This is a genomic window from Desertivirga brevis, assembly GCF_017355835.1.
The window spans coordinates 137907-156645 of record NZ_JAFEWF010000010.1; the positions used below are offsets into that span (position 1 = coordinate 137907).

The 18739-nt window shown below is 42.3% G+C and carries 19 protein-coding genes; 9 read left to right on the forward strand and 10 right to left on the reverse strand.

The annotated features are described in order from the left end of the window. Positions 1 to 37: 37 nt before the first annotated feature. Together J4N25_RS21855 and J4N25_RS21860 are read right to left on the reverse strand one after the other, a co-directional pair. Complete coding sequence (locus tag J4N25_RS21855) at positions 38 to 1417, reverse strand: TolB-like translocation protein (RefSeq protein WP_207423941.1); 1380 nt, start codon at positions 1415 to 1417, stop codon at positions 38 to 40. Positions 1418 to 1711: 294 nt separating this feature from the next. Then, positions 1712 to 1921, reverse strand: coding sequence for a hypothetical protein (locus tag J4N25_RS21860; RefSeq protein WP_207423942.1), 210 nt, complete (start codon positions 1919 to 1921; stop codon positions 1712 to 1714). A 32-nt stretch (positions 1922 to 1953) separates the two neighbouring features. On the opposite strand from J4N25_RS21860, the gene J4N25_RS21865 reads away from it, so the two are divergent. The 4 genes from J4N25_RS21865 to J4N25_RS21880 all read left to right on the forward strand — a co-directional run bounded on the left by J4N25_RS21865 (position 1954) and on the right by J4N25_RS21880 (position 6016). Next, positions 1954 to 3063 carry an LLM class flavin-dependent oxidoreductase gene (locus J4N25_RS21865; protein WP_242695978.1) on the forward strand — a complete coding sequence of 370 codons (1110 nt, stop codon included), beginning with the start codon at positions 1954 to 1956 and terminating at the stop codon, positions 3061 to 3063. A 180-nt stretch (positions 3064 to 3243) separates the two neighbouring features. Beyond that, positions 3244 to 4914 (forward strand): carbamoyltransferase C-terminal domain-containing protein, encoded by a 1671-nt coding sequence (locus J4N25_RS21870; RefSeq protein ID WP_207423943.1) that lies wholly within the window; start codon positions 3244 to 3246, stop codon positions 4912 to 4914. Continuing rightward, complete coding sequence (locus J4N25_RS21875; RefSeq protein WP_207423944.1) at positions 4911 to 5642, forward strand: PIG-L family deacetylase; 732 nt, start codon at positions 4911 to 4913, stop codon at positions 5640 to 5642. The genes J4N25_RS21870 and J4N25_RS21875 overlap by 4 nt, the downstream gene beginning before the upstream one ends. 95 nt (positions 5643 to 5737) lie before the next feature. After that, complete coding sequence (locus J4N25_RS21880; protein WP_207423945.1) at positions 5738 to 6016, forward strand: hypothetical protein; 279 nt, start codon at positions 5738 to 5740, stop codon at positions 6014 to 6016. 63 nt (positions 6017 to 6079) lie between these two features. Here J4N25_RS21880 and J4N25_RS21885 read toward each other — a convergent pair whose 3' ends face one another. After that, positions 6080 to 7054 (reverse strand): 2-hydroxyacid dehydrogenase, encoded by a 975-nt coding sequence (locus J4N25_RS21885; RefSeq protein ID WP_207423946.1) that lies wholly within the window; start codon positions 7052 to 7054, stop codon positions 6080 to 6082. Positions 7055 to 7468: 414 nt separating this feature from the next. Here J4N25_RS21885 and J4N25_RS21890 point away from each other — a divergent pair, with 414 nt between their 5' ends. The 4 genes from J4N25_RS21890 to J4N25_RS21905 all read left to right on the forward strand — a co-directional run bounded on the left by J4N25_RS21890 (position 7469) and on the right by J4N25_RS21905 (position 10375). Then, on the forward strand, positions 7469 to 8005 hold the full coding sequence (locus J4N25_RS21890) for a hypothetical protein (RefSeq protein WP_207423947.1): 537 nt from the start codon (positions 7469 to 7471) through the stop codon (positions 8003 to 8005). A gap of 252 nt (positions 8006 to 8257) precedes the next feature. Beyond that, positions 8258 to 8911 (forward strand): hypothetical protein, encoded by a 654-nt coding sequence (locus tag J4N25_RS21895; protein ID WP_207423948.1) that lies wholly within the window; start codon positions 8258 to 8260, stop codon positions 8909 to 8911. Positions 8912 to 9011: 100 nt separating this feature from the next. Then, positions 9012 to 10067: a sensor histidine kinase gene (locus J4N25_RS21900; RefSeq protein WP_207423949.1), complete on the forward strand. Its 1056-nt coding sequence runs from the start codon at positions 9012 to 9014 to the stop codon at positions 10065 to 10067. 59 nt (positions 10068 to 10126) lie between these two features. Further along, positions 10127 to 10375, forward strand: a complete 249-nt coding sequence (locus J4N25_RS21905; RefSeq protein WP_207423950.1) for a hypothetical protein — start codon at positions 10127 to 10129, stop codon at positions 10373 to 10375. A gap of 19 nt (positions 10376 to 10394) precedes the next feature. Here the strand turns inward: J4N25_RS21905 and J4N25_RS21910 are convergent, their stop codons facing one another. The 5 genes from J4N25_RS21910 to J4N25_RS21930 form a co-directional block, all read right to left on the reverse strand. Next, the gene (locus tag J4N25_RS21910; RefSeq protein WP_207423951.1) at positions 10395 to 10799 is read right to left on the reverse strand and encodes a (deoxy)nucleoside triphosphate pyrophosphohydrolase; all 405 of its coding nucleotides are present in this window, start codon (positions 10797 to 10799) and stop codon (positions 10395 to 10397) included. A 78-nt stretch (positions 10800 to 10877) separates the two neighbouring features. Next, positions 10878 to 11681, reverse strand: coding sequence for an SDR family NAD(P)-dependent oxidoreductase (locus J4N25_RS21915; protein ID WP_207423952.1), 804 nt, complete (start codon positions 11679 to 11681; stop codon positions 10878 to 10880). Between the two features lie 76 nt (positions 11682 to 11757). Continuing rightward, positions 11758 to 11949 (reverse strand): hypothetical protein, encoded by a 192-nt coding sequence (locus J4N25_RS21920; protein ID WP_207423953.1) that lies wholly within the window; start codon positions 11947 to 11949, stop codon positions 11758 to 11760. Between the two features lie 139 nt (positions 11950 to 12088). Further along, positions 12089 to 12880, reverse strand: coding sequence for a hypothetical protein (locus tag J4N25_RS21925; protein ID WP_207423954.1), 792 nt, complete (start codon positions 12878 to 12880; stop codon positions 12089 to 12091). A gap of 373 nt (positions 12881 to 13253) precedes the next feature. Then, positions 13254 to 13502 carry a hypothetical protein gene (locus J4N25_RS21930; protein WP_207423955.1) on the reverse strand — a complete coding sequence of 83 codons (249 nt, stop codon included), beginning with the start codon at positions 13500 to 13502 and terminating at the stop codon, positions 13254 to 13256. A gap of 222 nt (positions 13503 to 13724) precedes the next feature. Between J4N25_RS21930 and J4N25_RS21935 the strand changes: the two genes are divergently transcribed. After that, on the forward strand, positions 13725 to 13865 hold the full coding sequence (locus J4N25_RS21935; RefSeq protein ID WP_207423956.1) for a hypothetical protein: 141 nt from the start codon (positions 13725 to 13727) through the stop codon (positions 13863 to 13865). Positions 13866 to 14099: 234 nt separating this feature from the next. Here J4N25_RS21935 and J4N25_RS21940 read toward each other — a convergent pair whose 3' ends face one another. Next, complete coding sequence (locus J4N25_RS21940) at positions 14100 to 15488, reverse strand: efflux transporter outer membrane subunit (protein WP_207423957.1); 1389 nt, start codon at positions 15486 to 15488, stop codon at positions 14100 to 14102. Positions 15489 to 15549: 61 nt separating this feature from the next. Then, positions 15550 to 18708: an efflux RND transporter permease subunit gene (locus tag J4N25_RS21945; protein WP_207423958.1), complete on the reverse strand. Its 3159-nt coding sequence runs from the start codon at positions 18706 to 18708 to the stop codon at positions 15550 to 15552. Positions 18709 to 18739: the final 31 nt, after the last annotated feature.

Below are 18739 nucleotides of genomic sequence, written 5' to 3' on the forward strand. Positions count from 1 at the left end.
GAATAGTGTGATAAGGATTAGATGAGGAAAATTGTTTCTAGGGCGACTTCCTCTTCAACCAATCCTCCGGCATGTGAACAATACAGATATTCATTGTTTTATTATCCTCCGAAAGCATAGCGGATTGAATTTCGAAACGGGTTCCGTCCGGGTGAAATGTGGGATGGCAGTGATCTGCTGCTGTTGTTTTATGCCCTGTAGAAATCATCCTCATCTCACGGGTATGACGATCTATAATATATAAACTTCTGCTGAAGTCATCTCCAACCGCCCACCTGCCATCAGGCGATCCATGGACATGCCACAAGCCGCTGCCGGAAGGTGTTTGTCCGGCGATGGTGGTTTCACGTGTACGGAGATTTACTATGGCTAAACCTGTTGGCTTTTCGCGAGTGCCCGCATTTCCCCAGTCGCTTTCCTGACCTGGGTTGGCTCCGGTAACGCTTGTTGCTGGAGCTCCAACGCCTGTATTAGCTGCTCCGGGAATAGCACGATGTCCCATCAAAGCCATTGCTACTTCGTCCTTTGATATAACGGCTTCGTGAGTTACCCACTCGTATGAAGCCTCAGGGTAAAGCGGTCTTAGGCCTGATCCATCCGACCTTACCGTCCAGGTACGTTGTGGTGATTTACCACCTGTCTCCCAACAAAAAACAATTTCATCAGGGTTCCATAAGTTAGCCTGAATATGACCTACCTGAAAAGGAACAGAAATAACATGTTTAATTTCCCCGGTCTTTATGTTCATCCGCGCAATGCCAGCTGGTCCGGCTCCCATTTTTCTTGGGCCAAAGCTTTCTTCTATCTTAGTTCCTGCCGGCAGATGTTTCGCTGCTGCTTCTTTACCAACCCTAAAGTAAACCCATTCTTCATCCGCATCCAGCGCCATATCACCACCTGCACCAAGTTCAGGGGGAGTTGAGCCACAAACCCTTTGATAAGTGGCTGCTGCCTTCATCGTCCCTGATTTACTATCTGCAAAGACTTTCGCAAGATCTACCTCCACGATTTCCAAACCCTTAGAGCCTTTTCCTTGTCCCGGATCTGTCTCCTGAGTTTGACCTAAGTTTCGCATGAAATATAGTTTCATCGACTTCCTGGCAATGTTCAACATGCCCGTATAGCTTCCTTCGGAAACCTGAACAATATCACCGCTTTTCTCATTTACAGCCATTGCTTCATTCTTCGCAAGATTTGAGCGGAAGATCACCCATTGCCCGTCTGACGTCCATTGAGGATGAGTGGGATAAATTTTGGAATCCCCATGGGGCTTGCTGGTTAAAAAAACAAGTTTAGCGCCTGTGACAGGATCTTTAATTTCTTTTTTTTCGGAAGGGAAGCGTTTGCCGATCTGAGAGAAGACTGTACAAGGAACTAATGCAGAAAAAAATACTGCCAGAAGAATAGAAGTTCTCATTTCTTGGTCTGATTATAATTGGTGGTCAAGTATAAGGATCGCAAACATTCCTTTGAAGGCCGGGAGGTATTTCTTTTGTTACATAACCTTATTGATACAGAATTTCTAGCGGTTTTTCTTTGGAGGGTGAAGGTCTAAGGCAGCCAATAAAACCTTCGTGAGCAGATGCTCAAAAACGAAGGATGAAAGTTTTTAAAGGTTCTTTGTGGCATTAAAAAGCAAATAACCTTTCGCAAAAAAAGGGAGGCTAGCTCCCTTTTCAATCATCCCACAATTGTCCCCTATCTAATCACCCTAAATCTCGTTGTTCAAAAATTCTGTCAGGCTGCAAAATCTTGCTTGCCTGGTAGGAATATGGATCTTCTTTCCATCAAGAATGATCGTTACATCACTTGTATTCCGTCCTACTATTTGAAATAAAAATCCTTCATAAAGGATATACCCCATCTCACTATTCATCGTCTTTCCTGGTAATGTAGGATGCTTTACGAAGACTTTTTCCAAGAGTTACAGAAAAAGTTTCCGCTGATAAAAAGATGACAATCAACCACCCCTTATCGAACTTTACAAAGCTTTTACATCCCTTAAAAGGCCTTTTTAAAGATATGGCCGTTATTTGTGAAAACGATATGAACGAGAGAAACTCAAAATATATACCCTTATCGATTCTGGATCTTGTTCCTGTACTGCAAGATCATCCTGTGGAGCAGTCTTTCAAGAACAGTTTGGACCTGGCCCAACATGCAGAATTAATGGGCTACAACCGTTACTGGCTGGCTGAACACCATAATATGGCCGGAATTGCCAGCTCTGCTACCTCTGTGGTAATGGCATACGTAGCCGGAGGAACTGAGAAAATAAGAGTGGGCTCGGGAGGTATAATGCTGCCAAATCATGCTCCCTTAGTGATCGCTGAACAATTTGGAACCCTTGCCAGACTCTATCCAGGAAGAATTGACATGGGCCTTGGTCGTGCTCCGGGAACAGATCAAACAACAGCAATGGCTCTGAGAAGAAACCTGACAGGAAGCGTAGAAGATTTTCCTTCTAACGTTATGGAGCTCAGAAATTACTTTTCAGCAGAAAACAGTCAGAGTAAAGTACGAGCAATCCAGGCTGAAGGGCTGGAGGTTCCTGTGTGGTTGCTTGGCTCAAGTACTTACAGCGCGCAATTATCAGCGTATTGGGGACTTCCCTTCGCTTTTGCCAGTCATTTCGCTCCTCAAATGCTTTATGATTCGCTCCGGCTTTACCGTGACAATTTCCGTCCATCGGAAGTATTAAGCAAGCCTTACGCTATGGCTGGAATTAACGTGATCGCTGCGCCAACAGATGAGGAAGCACATTTCCTGGCTACTTCCCTTTACCGGGCTTTCCTTAATGTTATCCGGGGAACTGCCTTACCTATGCAGGTCCCCGTAGAGGATATGGAAGAGTATTGGACCGTATCTGAGAAATACGCAGTTCAGCAAATGCTGAACTATACCTTTATTGGCGGCCCTGAAACACTTACCGAAAAGATCCAAGCTTTTATTGATAAGACGGGAGTTGATGAACTAATGGTGGGGGCGCATATTTATGATCATCATAAACGGGTTCGCTCCTATGAAATACTTGCAGGATTACCGCTAAAGACAGCGAGTTAGCCTATTTACATTGTAAAGACGGACAGCCTATTGAAGGACTGTCCGCCTTCCTCCTTTTTGCCTAAGCCTCAAAACTAAACCACTATTTCTCAGTTATTGGAAGAGGAATTCCGGGAGATACTACAACTTCCGTAGCCCTTATAAACTAATTTTTCACCTTAAAAAAACATTTCTTCATCTATGGATTCACCCGCTATTTTAGGTATAAATCGCACTCAGGATGGTACAATCTCAGTTTTTGACGGAGGTAAACATGTGATGTCTATCCACAAAGAAAGGCTAACGAAACGCAAGCATCACTGGGGAAGATTGGGTGATATTAAGATGTACAAAGAGCAGATCCCGGTAGTCGACCGTCCTTATGATCTAATTGTGGAATGCTGGTCGGCCGACGACGAGTACCAGAAAAAGGAACAATACCACGAAGAATTAAGAACGGTTTTGAACCTGAAGGAAGGGGCTGAGATCATAGAGATCTCTCACCATTTAGCTCACCTTTACAGTGCTTATCATCCTTCAGGTTTTGAAACTTGCGCTACGATGATCATCGACTCTGTTGGCAGTCCGGTTGAACATATTAAATATGATTATCCGGGAAAGGGACAGAGGAACCTCTTTGAGGTTGCCTCTTATTACTACTGTTCTAATGGCGAGATAAAATGTATCAAGAAACAGCTGCACGATCGTAATCCCGAACAGCCACACGGACTGGGTAATTTCTATTATAAATTAACCAACTGCCTTTTCTCTGGTGAGGGAAGTGAAGGAAAGGTAATGGGACTTGCAGCCTATGGTGATCCTAAGAAAATAGATCTGCCTGAACTTATTGTAAGAGAGGGAGAAGTTTTGATTCCGGATGAATGGATCGAGGCATTTAAAACCACTGATTATTTCTACAACAATGAGGTGAAAACTTTCGGTGAAAAGGCAGATTTCGCAGCGAAAGGACAAGAAGTGTTTGAGAATGCTTTGATGAAGGCTGCCCAATGGTTATCAGATGTAACAGGAACAAAAAACATAGCCTATGCTGGGGGCTGTGCTTTAAATTGCGTAGCAAATAGCAAACTATTGGAAATGGGATTAAATGTCTTTATTCCACCAGCACCGCATGATGGAGGAACTTCCGTAGGTTGTGCGATCTATGGCGCAGTAGAATGTTTTAAACTTCAGAATGAATTCGAGTGGCGTTTCGATTATCTGGGCCCTGAAGTAGACATTGAACAGGTAACTGAAGTGATTAAAAATTACCCGGACCTGAAGATCGAAAAACCTGAAGATCTGATAGAAGAATGTGCTAATCATATCAACTGGGGCCGCATCCTGTGTGTATTTCAAAGTCAGAGTGAATTTGGACCTCGTGCCCTCGGTAACCGGAGCATTATTGCCGACACCCGTTATGCTGTTAATAAGTTCTGGATAAATGCCTTTATTAAGGGAAGGGAATGGTTCAGACCTATTGCTCCCTTTGTATTGGAGGAGGATGTAAATGAGTATTTCAAATTTGAAGGACGCACTCCTTTTATGCTGTTCACTGCCTTTGTTCAGGATGTGTATAAAGATAAGTTTCCAACAATAGAACATATTGACCATAGCGCAAGGATCCAAACAGTAAGCAAAGATGATAATGAATTCATCTACAATGTAATCAGGCGTTTTAAGGATAAAACGGGAGTAGGAATTATCGCAAATACGTCTTTTAACGGAAAAAACGAAACAATGGTGGAGAGTTTAACGGATGCCGTTAATTGCTTCGTAAACCATCCGATACATCATTTGGTGGTACCTCCATACATCATTTCGAAAAGTAAACCGGTAAGTAATCCTATCCAATTATCAAGCTATAAAGTGTGAGCTTAAAAATAAATATCCTGTCGCCGCATTTTGACGATGCGGCGTACGGGCTTACTTTAACCATTTCTAAACTGTTGAACAGCAATGTACCCGTTAAGCTGATCAACTGTTTTACGGTTACCCGCTGGACTGCTATTCCTGTTGAATCTAAAGAAACAGAGGTAGTAAGCTTGTTGCGCGCTAAAGAAGATCAAAGCTATAATGCCTTGTTCGATTCTGCGATTGACATTGTAAATCTCGACTTGCTTGATGCTCCACTACGTCACGATTACATATTCCGCTTTAAGGCTCTGGAAGAAGATGAATTGGAGCTCGCGGAGGATCTGAGGTCGCGATTACTACAGGAAGTGGAAGGGGTTTTGTTTTGTCCCTTAAGCATAGGCGATCATATTGATCACGTGATTTGCCTTGAGGCAGTATTAAAGCTTTATCGGGAATTGGATATTGTTTTTTACGAAGACCTTCCCTACTCGGCAAGGATAACAGAAACGCAGATATTAGCACATGTACAACAAGTGGCCGAGAGGCTGAAGGTGAACATTGTTCCATTGCTGAACACCCTCAGCAATTGTAGTATCGATAAAGGCACTGCGGTTCGTGTTTATGAGAGTCAAATGAACGAAGATATTCATTCTGAAATCCTTGCTCATATGCAAAACCTGCAAGGTGAACGTATATGGGGAGAAGAGAGGGTTCTGGAAAAACTAAGACTGAGCTTAGGTTGCTGACAGTTATTTCCTTTACGGTTTCTACGTTTTTGTAAATCTCTGAAAACCCTTGCTTGCCCGAAGTGTTGAAATTTCCATACCTACATATAAACGCTATGAAAAATCAACAAGAGAACCCGGAAGAAAATAACGGCCACGATAATACCATCGGTGGAGCCCAAACAAATACTCCTGATCCTGAAACACAAAATGATACAGGATTTGCAGGTACTACTAATTCATTAAGCGAATCGAGAAATGACGACGATGGGTATCAGATAGCAATAGAAGATACTATGATCGGTTACGACGGCGACGAGAGCCAGATGGATATGGATCTGGGAGAGGAAGACCGGAAGCGATCAGGAAGATCGGGAATCGATGATAACTCCTAGAATAAAGCATAAAAGGTCTGGCTATTGATGCCGGACCTTTTGCTTATTTATCAGTCAATATCTTTAATCATACACCTCCTTATTAACCACGTAAGGAAGCCTTTCACCTTTAAGTCCGGCAATTATATTTTCAGCAACTCTTCTCACCATCTTTTCTCTGGTTTCCTGAGTTGAAGTACCTATGTGAGGCAGGATAGTGGCATTGTCAAGCTTGAGCAAGGGACTGTCGGGGTCCATTGGTTCAGGATTGGTAACATCGAGTCCCGCTCCCCATATCTGATTTTTTATAAGAACTTCTGTGAGATCCTCTTCATTATGAATTGCACCTCTAGCCGTGTTAATGAAAATGGAAGATGGCTTCATGGCGGAAAAAGCCTCCCTGTTAAAAACACCTCTTGTTTCATTACTTAAAACGGAGTGGACAGAGAGTACATCACTTTCCTTAAGAAGCTTATCAAAAGATACTTTTTCTGCTCTTAACTCTTGTTCTGCCTTGAAGTTCCGGCTCCGGTTGCAATAGATGATCTTCATATCATAGGCAGCCCGACAAAGACCTGCCATTCGGTAACCTATATTCCCAAGTCCGAAAATCCCGAGGGTTTTACCTTTAAGCTCTATGCCTAAATGGGCGGTGGGTTCAAAGAAAGACCAATCTCCCTTCAAAATCCTTTTATGCTGGTATAGGGCTTTTCTTGCGACCATCAGCATAAGCATAAAGGCGGTTTCTGCAGTAGCTTCATCAACTACGTAAGGGGTGTTTCCGATGGGGATACCAAAGCGGTTGGCTGCCGATAGGTCAATATTGTCATATCCAACTCCGTGAACGGCAATAACTTTTAAATGCTGGCAAGCTTCCAGCAACTGCCCATCAACCTTTATAGGTCCGGCTACAATAAGGGCGTCATGTTGCCGGCATTTACTGATCAACTCCTCAGGGCTTAGCTCTCTCGTTTCTTCCCATTGATTTACTCCTATGCCAGCTTCCTGCATCAAGCGGACGCCAAGGTCAGTTATAACGCGTGTTGAAAATACCTTCATTAGTGAGCAGTTGAATCATGGTGAAATTAAATCGTGGTGAAAGTACAATGGATCTCTGCAGCATAACTAATACCTCTTTATATATTGAGCAACTGAGCAGTGACCTAAAAAGGTGTTGTAATTTATGGAATACAGTCCCATTATTCCACGTTTTGTTGATTTTTAGGATCCGGAATGACCTTTAAGCCTTACAGTTATAAAACCAGCCGCTAAGGGGTTAAATACTCTAATTTCATTTAAATTTCGCTCTTTTATAATGGGAAAACCCATTATTCTAAACACTAGCCCACTTTTCAGCATCTGCATGTAGATCTCCTGGTAATATTTTAAGACTTAAAATGGCACATGTTCATAGACCCGGCATGCCAATTGGCAGACTCTAGGCGAAAAAGAAACTATCTAAAGAAAAACATCATGAAAAAAGTGTGTGCATTATTAGCATTTGTTCTGGCGGCTTTTGTGTCAGAAAATAGTTATGCTCAAACAGGCAGTCGTAAGACCGGTACTACTTCGGATACAACTACCAACAGCAGAACGATCAAAAAAAGCAAAAAAACTACAACTGACGGTACTACGACACCGAGATCAGGTACTGGTACAGGTACTACTACCCAGGGAACAGGTACAGGAACCGGATCTACAGGTACTGGTACAACTGTTTCTCCAGGTACAGGAACCGGAACGACAGGTACTGGAACTACAACATCACCTGGTACTGGAACCGGAACTACAGGTACTGGTACAACAACTTCACCTGGCACTGGAACTGGAACAACAGGTACAGGTACAACAACTTCACCTGGTACAGGAACCGGAACTACAGGTACTGGAACAACAACTTCACCAGGTACTGGAACTGGAACTACAGGTACTGGAACAACAACTTCGCCAGGTACTGGAACCGGAACTACAGGTACTGGAGGATCAACTACAACTACTCCAAAGCCCTAGTTTTTTGTTCTATAAGGTAAAGAGAGCCCGTGACCATCAGGTCCGGGCTTTTTTTATACATCCAATGCTTGTGTAATGTCATATCCTTCAGCACAAGACACTATCGCAAAGTTTATCTTTTATCTTTGCTGCTGAGTTCTTTAACAAGAAAAACTCCGTGGGCGCAATCTCAAACGGAGGATGAAAGTGGCTTGAAGGTTCTTTCTATCCTTTAAAGAACAAATTAGGCTTTCAGGATAATCAAACCCTTACATGAGAAACCTTCTTCTATCAACAGTCTTTATATTTACTGCACTACTGTCACTAGCACAGCCGCATCTTGGATATAATAATACAGGTATGCAAGTTCGTTTGCTTAGCCAAATTGTAAATAATCGTTACTGGTACAGGAATTCAGAACTGCTTGAGAATAACAAGTACAACTTCAGAGTAACATTTAAAGATGGAACCACCAGAGATATCCTTTCAAAAATTTACACGGATACAGCATTACGCGTATCTTACCTGAAGATAGTGAATAAAAAATCTAACTACGGTGCAGCAAGGGAAGAACGTATTTATCCAAAACAGACACTTAAGATTAGCCGGCTTTATGAGGACTTCAAGAAGCCTGAGAAAAAGGAAATTATAGAGGGACTAGCTGCAGACAGCTGCTGGTTATTTAAAGCCGTTTCAGGCAAAATTACAGCTTACTCTTTCCTGTCTGAAAGACTAGAGCTTCATACAGGCTACTTATCCGCCTTCCAGGTTGACAGTGGTGCCGTACAAGATTTTACTCCTGAAAATCTTAAGGTTGTAATATCTGGATCAGGGAAAGCCATGAAGGCATTCAACAAGCAAGATTATTATCAGGCTATAGTTCGGTATAATGCAGAAGTAAAAAAGGCTGGTTTGCGGAAGCAATAGCATACAAAGCTTCAATGGCAATTTATGTCCGGGGATCGAAGAAACATTTTCAATTACTCTCTGTTACAATACGGTCCACCCCTTAGCACCTCTTCAGGTTATGATTAATAAACTAAGTTTTGAATTAATTGAGGATTCACCCCTTGCTACGTTGGTACTTGATGTTTCGACAGAAAGCCTTTTGTACGTGAATTCTGCGTTCAAAAACTTCTTTAATTTAAACGGAGATTTAACATCTGCATCTAACCTGACTTCTTATATTTCAAAGGAAGATAAAGCTTACCTGAGGGATGTTTACACGGAGTTATTGCAGGGGATTAAGAAACCAAAAGTCGACATCAGGTTCAATTCTCCTGATCGTGGCGGAGAATGGCTAAGAATACAACCCTGGTTAGTTGAAAACGATGGGGGGAGTCATATTCTCGCTACGGTAACAGCTATTACTGATGAAAAAGAAAACTACTCGACGATGGACAAGTACGCAAATAAAAAGAACGCTGTTCTTAACATACTTGCACATGATCTTGCCGGTCCCTTATCTATAGCAAATACACTTGCCTCCTCGCTTCGGAACAGGATTGACGGTGCGCTTTACCGCCAGGTGGAAGCTATAGCAAAGATCATTTCACAGTCGCATAACCTTATCAAGGATTTGACCAACCGGGAATTTTTTGAGACTGCGGAAGTCCAGCTGGTCAAAGACCGAATAGATATTGTTAGAAAGTTAAAAGAGTATTTTGAAGAGTATCAACAGAGCGAACAGTTAACAAACCGGACTTTCAATTTTAATTCTTCAGCAGCTACCATCCTAATGGAGGTAGATGAAGCAAAGTTTATCCAAATAATTAACAACTTAACGACTAATGCCTTGAAATTTACGCGTGAAGGAGGTTCGATTTCCATTAGTGTTGAAGACAAAGGAAATACAGTTCTATTCACTTATGCTGATAATGGGATAGGAATTCCAGACGAGTTTAAGGACGTTCTTTTTGAACAATTTACGCCAGCCAGAAGAAAGGGACTTCAGGGTGAGCCCTCTACCGGAATGGGAATGTGGGTTGTAAGAACTATTGTAGATTGGCATAAGGGCAGTATCTGGTTCAGCAGTAGAGTGAATGAAGGAACATCATTCTTCTTTGAACTTCCGAAGCATTAGTTGATCTACATAGTGAAGCTTTAGTACCTTTGCCATTATTAGGGATACCAGAAAATAATATGAGCTCTGAACAATCAAAGGAAACAACCGAAGCGGTATTTGAGGCAAAACTTCTTGCCGCTATCTGTGGGAAACTAATTGAGTTAGGTGAGATAAAAGCAGAGGAAGAGTTTCTTGAAAATTACCCTAAAGAGAACCTGGCCGACGTGCATAATCAAGAGACAGGAGCCTACTATCTAATGAAGGGGGAAAAACCTTTGAAGTTGGTGGAGTATAACTTGAAAACGTTCGAAGTATATCCGCTTTAGAGAGAATAGTGAAAAACGATCAATGTCCATCGGACTGAGGGTAACCCAACAAGCTTGCAACAATCGGGAGATCAGCTTCCACCCAGTCTAACCCGGATAATCTGGCCGGTTCCAGCCATTGGTGCTCCTGATGCTCGCTGAGCTTGATTTTCCCTTTGGTAATGCGACAAATAAAAGGAATTAAGCGAATAATTTTGGTTGAACTGTAAGCGTGAGTTGTTGGTGCTAATGCTTTCGCAACCTTTATTTCAACCCCCAGTTCTTCCATAATCTCACGACATAGAGCCACTTCAGACGTTTCTCCATCTTCCACCTTACCTCCGGGAAATTCCCATTTAAAAGCATGAGGCATCAGTGCGCTCCTCTGAACGGCAAGTATCCTTCCCTGATCATCGGCAATGACGGCACAAGCAACATTTATCATAAAGCAAATAAAAGCAACTGGAAGGATTCATGAAATAAGAGCGAAATAAAAAAGAGGCTTTTGAACAGCCTCTTTCTTTTAGTCTTCTTTCTTTTGACTTGGCTCCATCTGCCGGTGCATTAAGTCGGCCACCTTCTCTTCGGGAACCAAATGAGCTGCACCTGCCATTACTTTATTGGCAAATCCAGACACTACTTTATCATCACCTGCCAGAAGTGCCTCATATCCATCCTTAGCAACTTTTGCAGGGTCTGCTTTGTGTCCCTCCTTGACCATTTTGGCTTCTTCCTGCTCGGCCTTCCGGAAAAAATCAGTATCAGTGACACCTGGAAGCAATGCTGTAACAGTAATGTTCCTGTCTTTTACCTCACTGCGAATAGCTTCTGTAAACGAGGTAACAAATGCTTTTGTAGCGTGATAAACTGCCTGAAGAGGACCAGGCATTTCCCCTCCTATCGAGGATACATTAAGAATCTTTCCTTCTCCTCTGCTCAACATATCTTTCAGGAACAATTTGCTTAGTACCACATAACTGCTTATGTTAAGCTGTATGATGTCCAGCTCACGGTTAATATCTGTTTCCGCAAACTCTCCGTACTGACCCTGACCTGCATTATTCACAAGTGCTGTAATGTTAATCCCTTTACTTCGTACTTCTTCATACACTTCGAACGGACTTTCCCGTAGAAAAAGATCTTTAATGATTGGGACAACCTCAATACCAAATTGATTTCTCAGCTCGCTGGATGTACGATCCAGCTCATTAAGATCTCTTGCTACGATAACTAGATTGTAGCGGTCTTTAGCAAAAAGCTTTGCGAGTTCGCGCCCGATCCCACTGGTGGCACCGGTAATAAGGGCGTAATTTTGACTGCTTGACATAGGTTTTAGAATTTAGTATGCCTTGTTGCAAACTATTACTATGCCATAAAGATTCAGTACTGTAACTTTTTAATGCCTATCTGCGAGCTAGTTCATCACGAATGAGCGCACATTGTTCATAATGCTCCATCTCCACTTTTTCTTCCAATAGCTCTTTCAATTCCATCGATGACTTGCTTGCATACTCGATTCTTGCAACTGTTAGATCGCTGATTGCTTGAAAATGTCCGTCAGGTGAAAAAATGCCCCAGGTAGTTTGTTTATTCATGGTGATTGTTTTTTTAATATTATTACGGGTGGCAAATAAAGAAGGTTATAAAAGAGTTAGAAAAACGAACATTAAAAGATAAAAGGACAGCCAAAAAGAAAGCCGGCTATTTCGGGCCGGCTTTCTTTCACCATTTAATTTATTGAACTATTTCTGAGAGCTTCGGTACATCACTACAATTCCCACTACCAAACTCCAAAAGGCGCTTATTTGCTCCTAAACGTTGAAAGAGAATTGTTCCGGATCTTGGCCTGAACTTATCAGTGCAGGAATATTTTAATGAATGAGGAGTTTTAGTCTCTGCGCTTATTTTCGTGTTTGCAGGCACGTCGAAGACATCTAAATCATAAGCAGCCTGATCTATTTCTATTATATCGTCAAGGTGATCGGCTGTATTTGCTCCCGCCTTTATGGTCGACCTTTTTTCTACACTAAAATTAATGTAAGCCCCGTTAGTTGATGTGAACTTGCCGTTTTGAACATTCAGAAGCAGGTAGTCAACCTGGTTGATGCTTTCCTTTCCGAAATTATAGTTGCCACTGATTGCAGTATTACCCACCACGTAATTAGACGGCGTTATAGAAATACTACCATTTGGGTAATACATAAGTGAGATCTTTCCCGAGCGAGAAGTATTATCGCTGCAAGTTGTATTAATATTAAAAGTGACATCTATTTGCTGCCCCCCCGCTACTTCCTGCTTCGTTATTGTTGCACAGGATAAAAAGCTACCGTTGTGATTAATTGCAGGCACTTGCTTAGCAATAAATTCTATCTCATTTAATACTCCCTCCACTGTCAAAATATTTGTAGCAGCAAAGGTATCTTCCTGTAAAGCTTTTTGCTCGGGGGTTTGTTCGGGGAAGTTCTTCTTACAACCTAGAAAAACAAATGCAAATAAGCTTGCAATTAATATCCTGCGTGATCTCATCTCGTTTAATTTAAGATCAATACGAAAGCAGTAGAGAGTATGCTACAGACTGAGCATTTTTTCCACGACAGAAATTGGCACTGTCGAGAAATTTACGAATGTGACCAGCTTTTTATACTAAAAAGAACTGAAAACCAGGCATTCTGCCTGAATATCTATAAATATTTATACATAGAACACCCCTATCATAGTGTACCAAGTACACTGGCAAGGTAATTGTGTAAACTGAAGCAAAAGGTTTATAATTGGTTAGTTTAAGGCTTTCATTCTCCCCGTTTGAAAGCCTTTTTTGCATCCGTTAAGTGACGAATACCATCTGAGCTTCTTTAATCCAATTGCGCAAACTCCTGTTCAGAAACTTAACTTTGTAAGCTTAGGCTTCTTTATCGAGATTTATCTCAAAGGTATCTTCTCCACTAACAACACGTACTGTTATTGACTGATCCCTCGGTTCAAGAGTTTGTGAAATTCTGATCAAGTGCTCATTCACCTTCGAACAAATCACCTCAAAAGATTTATTACTTTCAGGAACCTCTATTATAATAACTCCCTCCCTGTAATCCACCTCGTAATCCCCAAATCCCAGAACTATCTCGTTATAGTATTGATAGGTAATATTCATATTTCTATATCTTAATGGCAAAAATAGCTGGAATAATAGGCTCTTTTACCCAGAACCAGCATTTTGAAGTACTTAATACATCAGTTTTCACATTTCTATACAGCTCTTTTGTACTTTTTTTTATACAGATTCCTATAGTGAAAGGCTAAAACACGCATTGCGGAGCCTTTTTGCTTGTTGGCACATTATTGGCAATATACCTGACATCAACTTAAGAACATCATGAAAGAATCAACTACTACCACAAAAAATACTGCTGAAAGATTAATTGATTTAGAATTACTAGCACTTCTAAAATCAGACCTGAGAAACTTCAAACGTAAAAAAGAAGAAGCTCAACAACGTCCGCTTCAAGCCGCATAAACACATAAATCAAACATCTACCTATAAAACAACCCCGAAGAGTTCATATTGGACTCTTTTTTTGTGATCGTATATTTTTGATAAGATGCAAAGAACTTTCATGCGAATTCATCCCATCGAATGTTGCTTTGCGCGCAAAGTTTCCGTTTTAAATAGAGTCCCCAAGCCGTATAATAAAAAAGATCCGGAGGAAAATCGCCGGACCTTTCTGACTATGTGTTTAAAATAAAAGCATTATCTCCAGCCGCCTCCCAGGGCTCGGTATAATCTCACAACCGACTGGTATTGTTGCAAACGATCATTCACCCGGTTAAGTTGCGCGCTCAAATAACTCTGCTGGGCATTGATCACCTCAACATAGTTTGCGGAACCATAGCGAAGAAGCGCTTCCGTGTATTCAATTGATTTCTGCAGAGCCTCAATCTGTTTTTGGCGACTAACTGTTTTATCAGCCGCGTTTTGATAAAGTGCAAGGGCATCCGAAACTTCCTGGCCTGCTGTCAACAACGAGCGTTGAAAACCAAGCAAGGCTTCCTGCTCCTGAGCTCTGGCAACCTCTAGTCTCGTTTTGTTAGCTCTTCTGTTAAAGATAGGTTGTGTTAGGCCACCAATCAGACTGCCGAAGACCGAGCCCGGACTAAAGAAATTTTGTAGTTCCACATTTGACAAGCCACCTGATGCTGTGATCGTTAATGTTGGATAAAAGAAAGCCCTCGCAACGTTTACGTTCTCAAAATAGTAACGATAGTTAAACTCTGCTTGCTGCACATCTGGTCTGTTGCTTAATAGTTGAGTCGGAACCCCAACTGGAAGAGTAGCTTGCAAAGTTTGCTCATTCAAATTACTTCTGGGAATTGGGCCGGGAGACCTTCCAAGGAGAACGCTCAATGCATTTTCATTTTCTCTGATACGCTGTTTCAAGTCGGGGATTGTAACTTCCGCAGCGTAACGGCTCGCTTCACTTTGCACTACTGCAGCACCAGTTACCCGGGCTGCATCTTTTAGCTGGCGCATCGTTTCTACTATTTTCACCCAGTTTTGAACTGTTTCCTCAGTTATTGCCAATTGCTGGTCGAGGGCCAGAAGAGTATAATAATAATTGGCGATGTTTGCTACCAGGCCTGTCTGAACAGCTCTGGCACCTGCTTCACTTTGAAGCAGACTAGCGTAGCTTGCCCTTCTCGAACTCCTTAATTTACCCCAAATGTCTGCTTCCCAGTTTGAGCTTAAGCCAACCTGGTAAATCCGGTTATTATTAATAAACTGCCCTCCCTGGGCGTCCGATAGCTTATTTAAGGTAGCTTGAGCAGTTCCATTAAGGGCAGGAAATAAGGCAGCCCGGCTTTGCAGATAGTAAGCTTCAGCTTGTTGTACCCTCGTAGCTGCGACTTTAAGATCTAAATTTTGAGCTATTCCCTCTTCTATTAATTTCTGAAGGTACGCATCTCCAAAAATCTGACTCCAGGGCATCTTAGCAATGGTTGTTGTATCAGTACTTGTTACTTCGCGATAAAGTCCGTCGAATCTAGCTTCTGGACCTTTATATTTCTGAATTCCGCAGGAAGCGATTGTCAACATTATCGTTGCTATCAGCGCCACCTGTATCCTTTGTTTTAATATCATGATATCTTTCTATAGTTCAGCTGCCCCAACTACTGCACGAGTTAGGCAGTACAAACTCTAATTAATTTGCCACAATAGCTTTCTGGTTGTTGTCCTCTGAAGGTGTATCCGGAGCCCCGGAAATTTTCTCCTGCAGCCCTTGGAATATTATAAACAGCACCGGAATTACAAATACTCCGAATATTGTTCCTATAAGCATTCCACCTACAGCTCCTGTCCCAATTGATTTATTACCCACTGCACCGGCGCCTGATGATAACATTAACGGAACCAGACCGAGGATGAAAGCGAAAGATGTCATAAGGATTGGACGTAAACGGGCCTGGGCTCCTTCCATAGCAGCCTGTGCAATCGGCATTCCCTGACGTCTCCTTTCAAGAGCAAACTCAACGATCAGAATGGCATTCTTCGCTAATAATCCCACCAGCATGATCAGTGTGATCTGCATGTAAATATTGTTCGTTACGCCAAATATCTTTGCGAAGACAAATGCTCCGGCAAGACCAATTGGAAGAGAAAGCAAAACTGCAAACGGCAGGATATAACTTTCGTACTGCGCACTCAGAAGAAAGAACACGAATACTAAGACCAGCAAGAAGATAAATACGGTTTGCCCGCCTGCTGTCAATTCCTCACGGGTAATCCCTGAATATTCGTAACCATAACCAGAAGGCAAGGTTTCGGCGGCAACTTCCTGAATTGCTTTAATAGCGTCTCCAGAACTGAAACCGGGTTTTGGTGTACCGGTTACAGCCATTGAGGTGAATAAGTTGAAGCGAGTGATAGCCTGCGGACCATATACTTTTTGAAGCGTTATAAACTCACTTACCGGCGCCATCGCCCCTGTTTTTGTACGCACAAAAATACTACTGAGACCTTCCGGGTTAGCTCTGAATTCGGCTTCTGCCTGGTACATTACCCGGTACTGCTTTCCGAACTGATTGAAGTTGGAAGCGTAAACCCCTCCGTAGTATCCCTGCATAGTATTTAAAACATCATTCACGGTTAATCCAGCGTCTTTAACCCTGGCTACATTCACATCTATTTGATATTGTGGGAAGTTAGGGTTAAAAGGAGTGGCTGCATACTGGATCTCAGGTCGTGCATTAAGTGCTGCAAAGAAATCCTGACTTACCTTATAAAACTTGGCAATATCGCCACCGCTTTTATCCTGAAGCTGGAATTCAAAACCGCCCGAAGTACCAAATCCCTGAATGGTAGGCTGAGGAAAGAAAATAACTTTAGCATCACGTATGCCTCCTGTTCTTGCAAACATCTGACCTATGATGGCTTGCACATCCTGACCTTTGCCTGTCCGTTGCGCCCATGGCTTCAATCGCATAATTACCATCCCGTAGTTACTTCCAGTACCACTTATTATACTTCTACCAGTAATACGAAGTATGTGTTCCACTTCAGGGACTTTGCTCGCAATTGCAGCGATTTCCCGGGTAACTTCATCTGTTCTTTCACGCGAAGATCCCGGAGCAAGGCTGATATCTGACATTACTACACCCATATCCTCGTTAGGTACGAATGCTTTAGGAGTTGTTGCTGTTAAAATATAGTACAAACCTGCAAACAAAGCAATACCGCCAATAGCTGCCCATGGACGACGTGTTAAGAAGTTTAATGAATGACGATATTTACGAGTAGTTGTATCAAACGCTGTATTGAAAGCAGTATAAAACCGCTGTAAAAAGCCCGTTTTATGCTCTCCTTCCTGGTGGGGCTTTAACAAGATTGCACATAAGGCAGGACTTAAGGTCAAGGCATTTACAGCAGAAAGAATAATTGAAATAGCAAGGGTTAACCCAAACTGCTTATAGAATACTCCTGCCGATCCAGAGATAAAGGAAACGGGAACGAACACTGCCGCCATTACTAGTGTAATGGAAATGATCGCTCCAGAAATTTCGTCCATGGCCTCTATTGTTGCTACCCGGGCCGAAGTATAGCCATGATCGAGTTTTGCGTGTACAGCTTCCACAACCACGATGGCATCGTCCACTACAATACCAATTGCAAGAACGAGCGCGAATAGCGTTAATAAATTGATGGTAAATCCGAATAATTGCAGGAAAAAGAAAGTACCTATAATAGCTACCGGGACTGCAATCGCTGGAATTAAGGTGGAACGGAAATCTTGAAGGAAAACAAACACAACAATAAACACAAGGATAAAGGCTTCGATAAGAGTGTGAATTACCTTTTCAATCGAGGCATCCAGGAAGTCATTCACATTGACAACGGTTACATAATTTACTCCCTTCGGGAAGGAAGATCTGGACTGTTCCAGAACGGTAAGAGTTCCCTCTATAACCTCTTTTGCATTAGAACCAGCTGTTTGAGCGATTGCCACACCAATTCCCTGCTTCTCATCAACTTTTGTTGTACTTGAATATCCCTGCGCGCCAAGTTCGATGCGGGCTACATCTTTCAGGCGAAGAACTTGTCCACTCCCTGCAGATCGTAAAATAATATTTCCAAACTCTTCCGTGTTTTTCAAACGGCCCTTATACTTCAGCACGTATTGAAACGCCTGCTTCCCTTCCTCTCCAAATTGACCGGGCGCTGCTTCAATATTTTGCTCTGCTAAGGCACTACTTACATCTGATGGTACCAAGCCATAACTTGCCATAATATCTGGCTTTAGCCAGATACGCATGGAATACTCCATAGTACCAAAAACAGTTGCATCCCCAACTCCCGGAATACGTTTGATCTGGGGGATAAGGTTAATGCTGGCATAGTTCTGCAAGAACTTCTGATCGTAAGCAGGATTATCACTATATAGCGTAAAAATAACTAGGTTACTGCTTTGTCTTTTTGCCGTGATCACACCGGCCCTTGTAACTTCCTGAGGAAGCAAACTTGTAGCCCGGGCTACCCGGTTTTGAACGTTTACCGCAGCAAGATCGGGATTAGTACCCAGCTTAAAGTTCACGGTAATGTTAGCTGTACCGTCATTCCCGGCTGAAGACGTCATGTAGGTCATGTCCTCTACACCATTAATTTGTTCCTCTAACGGAATAACCACACTATTTAAAACGACATCGGCACTAGCTCCCTGGTACGAAGCGGTAACCTGAACGGTAGGGGGTGCAATATCCGGATATTGGGAAATGGGCAAAGAAACAAGGCCCAGTACCCCCAGGATTACTATGATGATAGATATTACGGTTGATAGAACCGGTCTCTCTATAAATTTTCTAAACATAAATTAATGTAATTGAAACATCTTTTGGAGG

Coding starts and splice junctions, on each gene's coding strand:
- J4N25_RS21855 (WP_207423941.1), bottom strand. CDS start 1,417: ATGAGAACTTCTATTCTTCTGGCAGTATTTTTTTCTGCATTAGTTCCT.
- J4N25_RS21865 (WP_242695978.1), top strand. CDS start 1,954: ATGACAATCAACCACCCCTTATCGAACTTTACAAAGCTTTTACATCCC.
- J4N25_RS21870 (WP_207423943.1), top strand. CDS start 3,244: ATGGATTCACCCGCTATTTTAGGTATAAATCGCACTCAGGATGGTACA.
- J4N25_RS21880 (WP_207423945.1), top strand. CDS start 5,738: ATGAAAAATCAACAAGAGAACCCGGAAGAAAATAACGGCCACGATAAT.
- J4N25_RS21885 (WP_207423946.1), bottom strand. CDS start 7,054: ATGAAGGTATTTTCAACACGCGTTATAACTGACCTTGGCGTCCGCTTG.
- J4N25_RS21890 (WP_207423947.1), top strand. CDS start 7,469: ATGAAAAAAGTGTGTGCATTATTAGCATTTGTTCTGGCGGCTTTTGTG.
- J4N25_RS21895 (WP_207423948.1), top strand. CDS start 8,258: ATGAGAAACCTTCTTCTATCAACAGTCTTTATATTTACTGCACTACTG.
- J4N25_RS21900 (WP_207423949.1), top strand. CDS start 9,012: ATGATTAATAAACTAAGTTTTGAATTAATTGAGGATTCACCCCTTGCT.
- J4N25_RS21905 (WP_207423950.1), top strand. CDS start 10,127: ATGAGCTCTGAACAATCAAAGGAAACAACCGAAGCGGTATTTGAGGCA.
- J4N25_RS21910 (WP_207423951.1), bottom strand. CDS start 10,799: ATGATAAATGTTGCTTGTGCCGTCATTGCCGATGATCAGGGAAGGATA.
- J4N25_RS21915 (WP_207423952.1), bottom strand. CDS start 11,681: ATGTCAAGCAGTCAAAATTACGCCCTTATTACCGGTGCCACCAGTGGG.
- J4N25_RS21920 (WP_207423953.1), bottom strand. CDS start 11,949: ATGAATAAACAAACTACCTGGGGCATTTTTTCACCTGACGGACATTTT.
- J4N25_RS21925 (WP_207423954.1), bottom strand. CDS start 12,880: ATGAGATCACGCAGGATATTAATTGCAAGCTTATTTGCATTTGTTTTT.
- J4N25_RS21930 (WP_207423955.1), bottom strand. CDS start 13,502: ATGAATATTACCTATCAATACTATAACGAGATAGTTCTGGGATTTGGG.
- J4N25_RS21935 (WP_207423956.1), top strand. CDS start 13,725: ATGAAAGAATCAACTACTACCACAAAAAATACTGCTGAAAGATTAATT.
- J4N25_RS21940 (WP_207423957.1), bottom strand. CDS start 15,488: ATGATATTAAAACAAAGGATACAGGTGGCGCTGATAGCAACGATAATG.
- J4N25_RS21945 (WP_207423958.1), bottom strand. CDS start 18,708: ATGTTTAGAAAATTTATAGAGAGACCGGTTCTATCAACCGTAATATCT.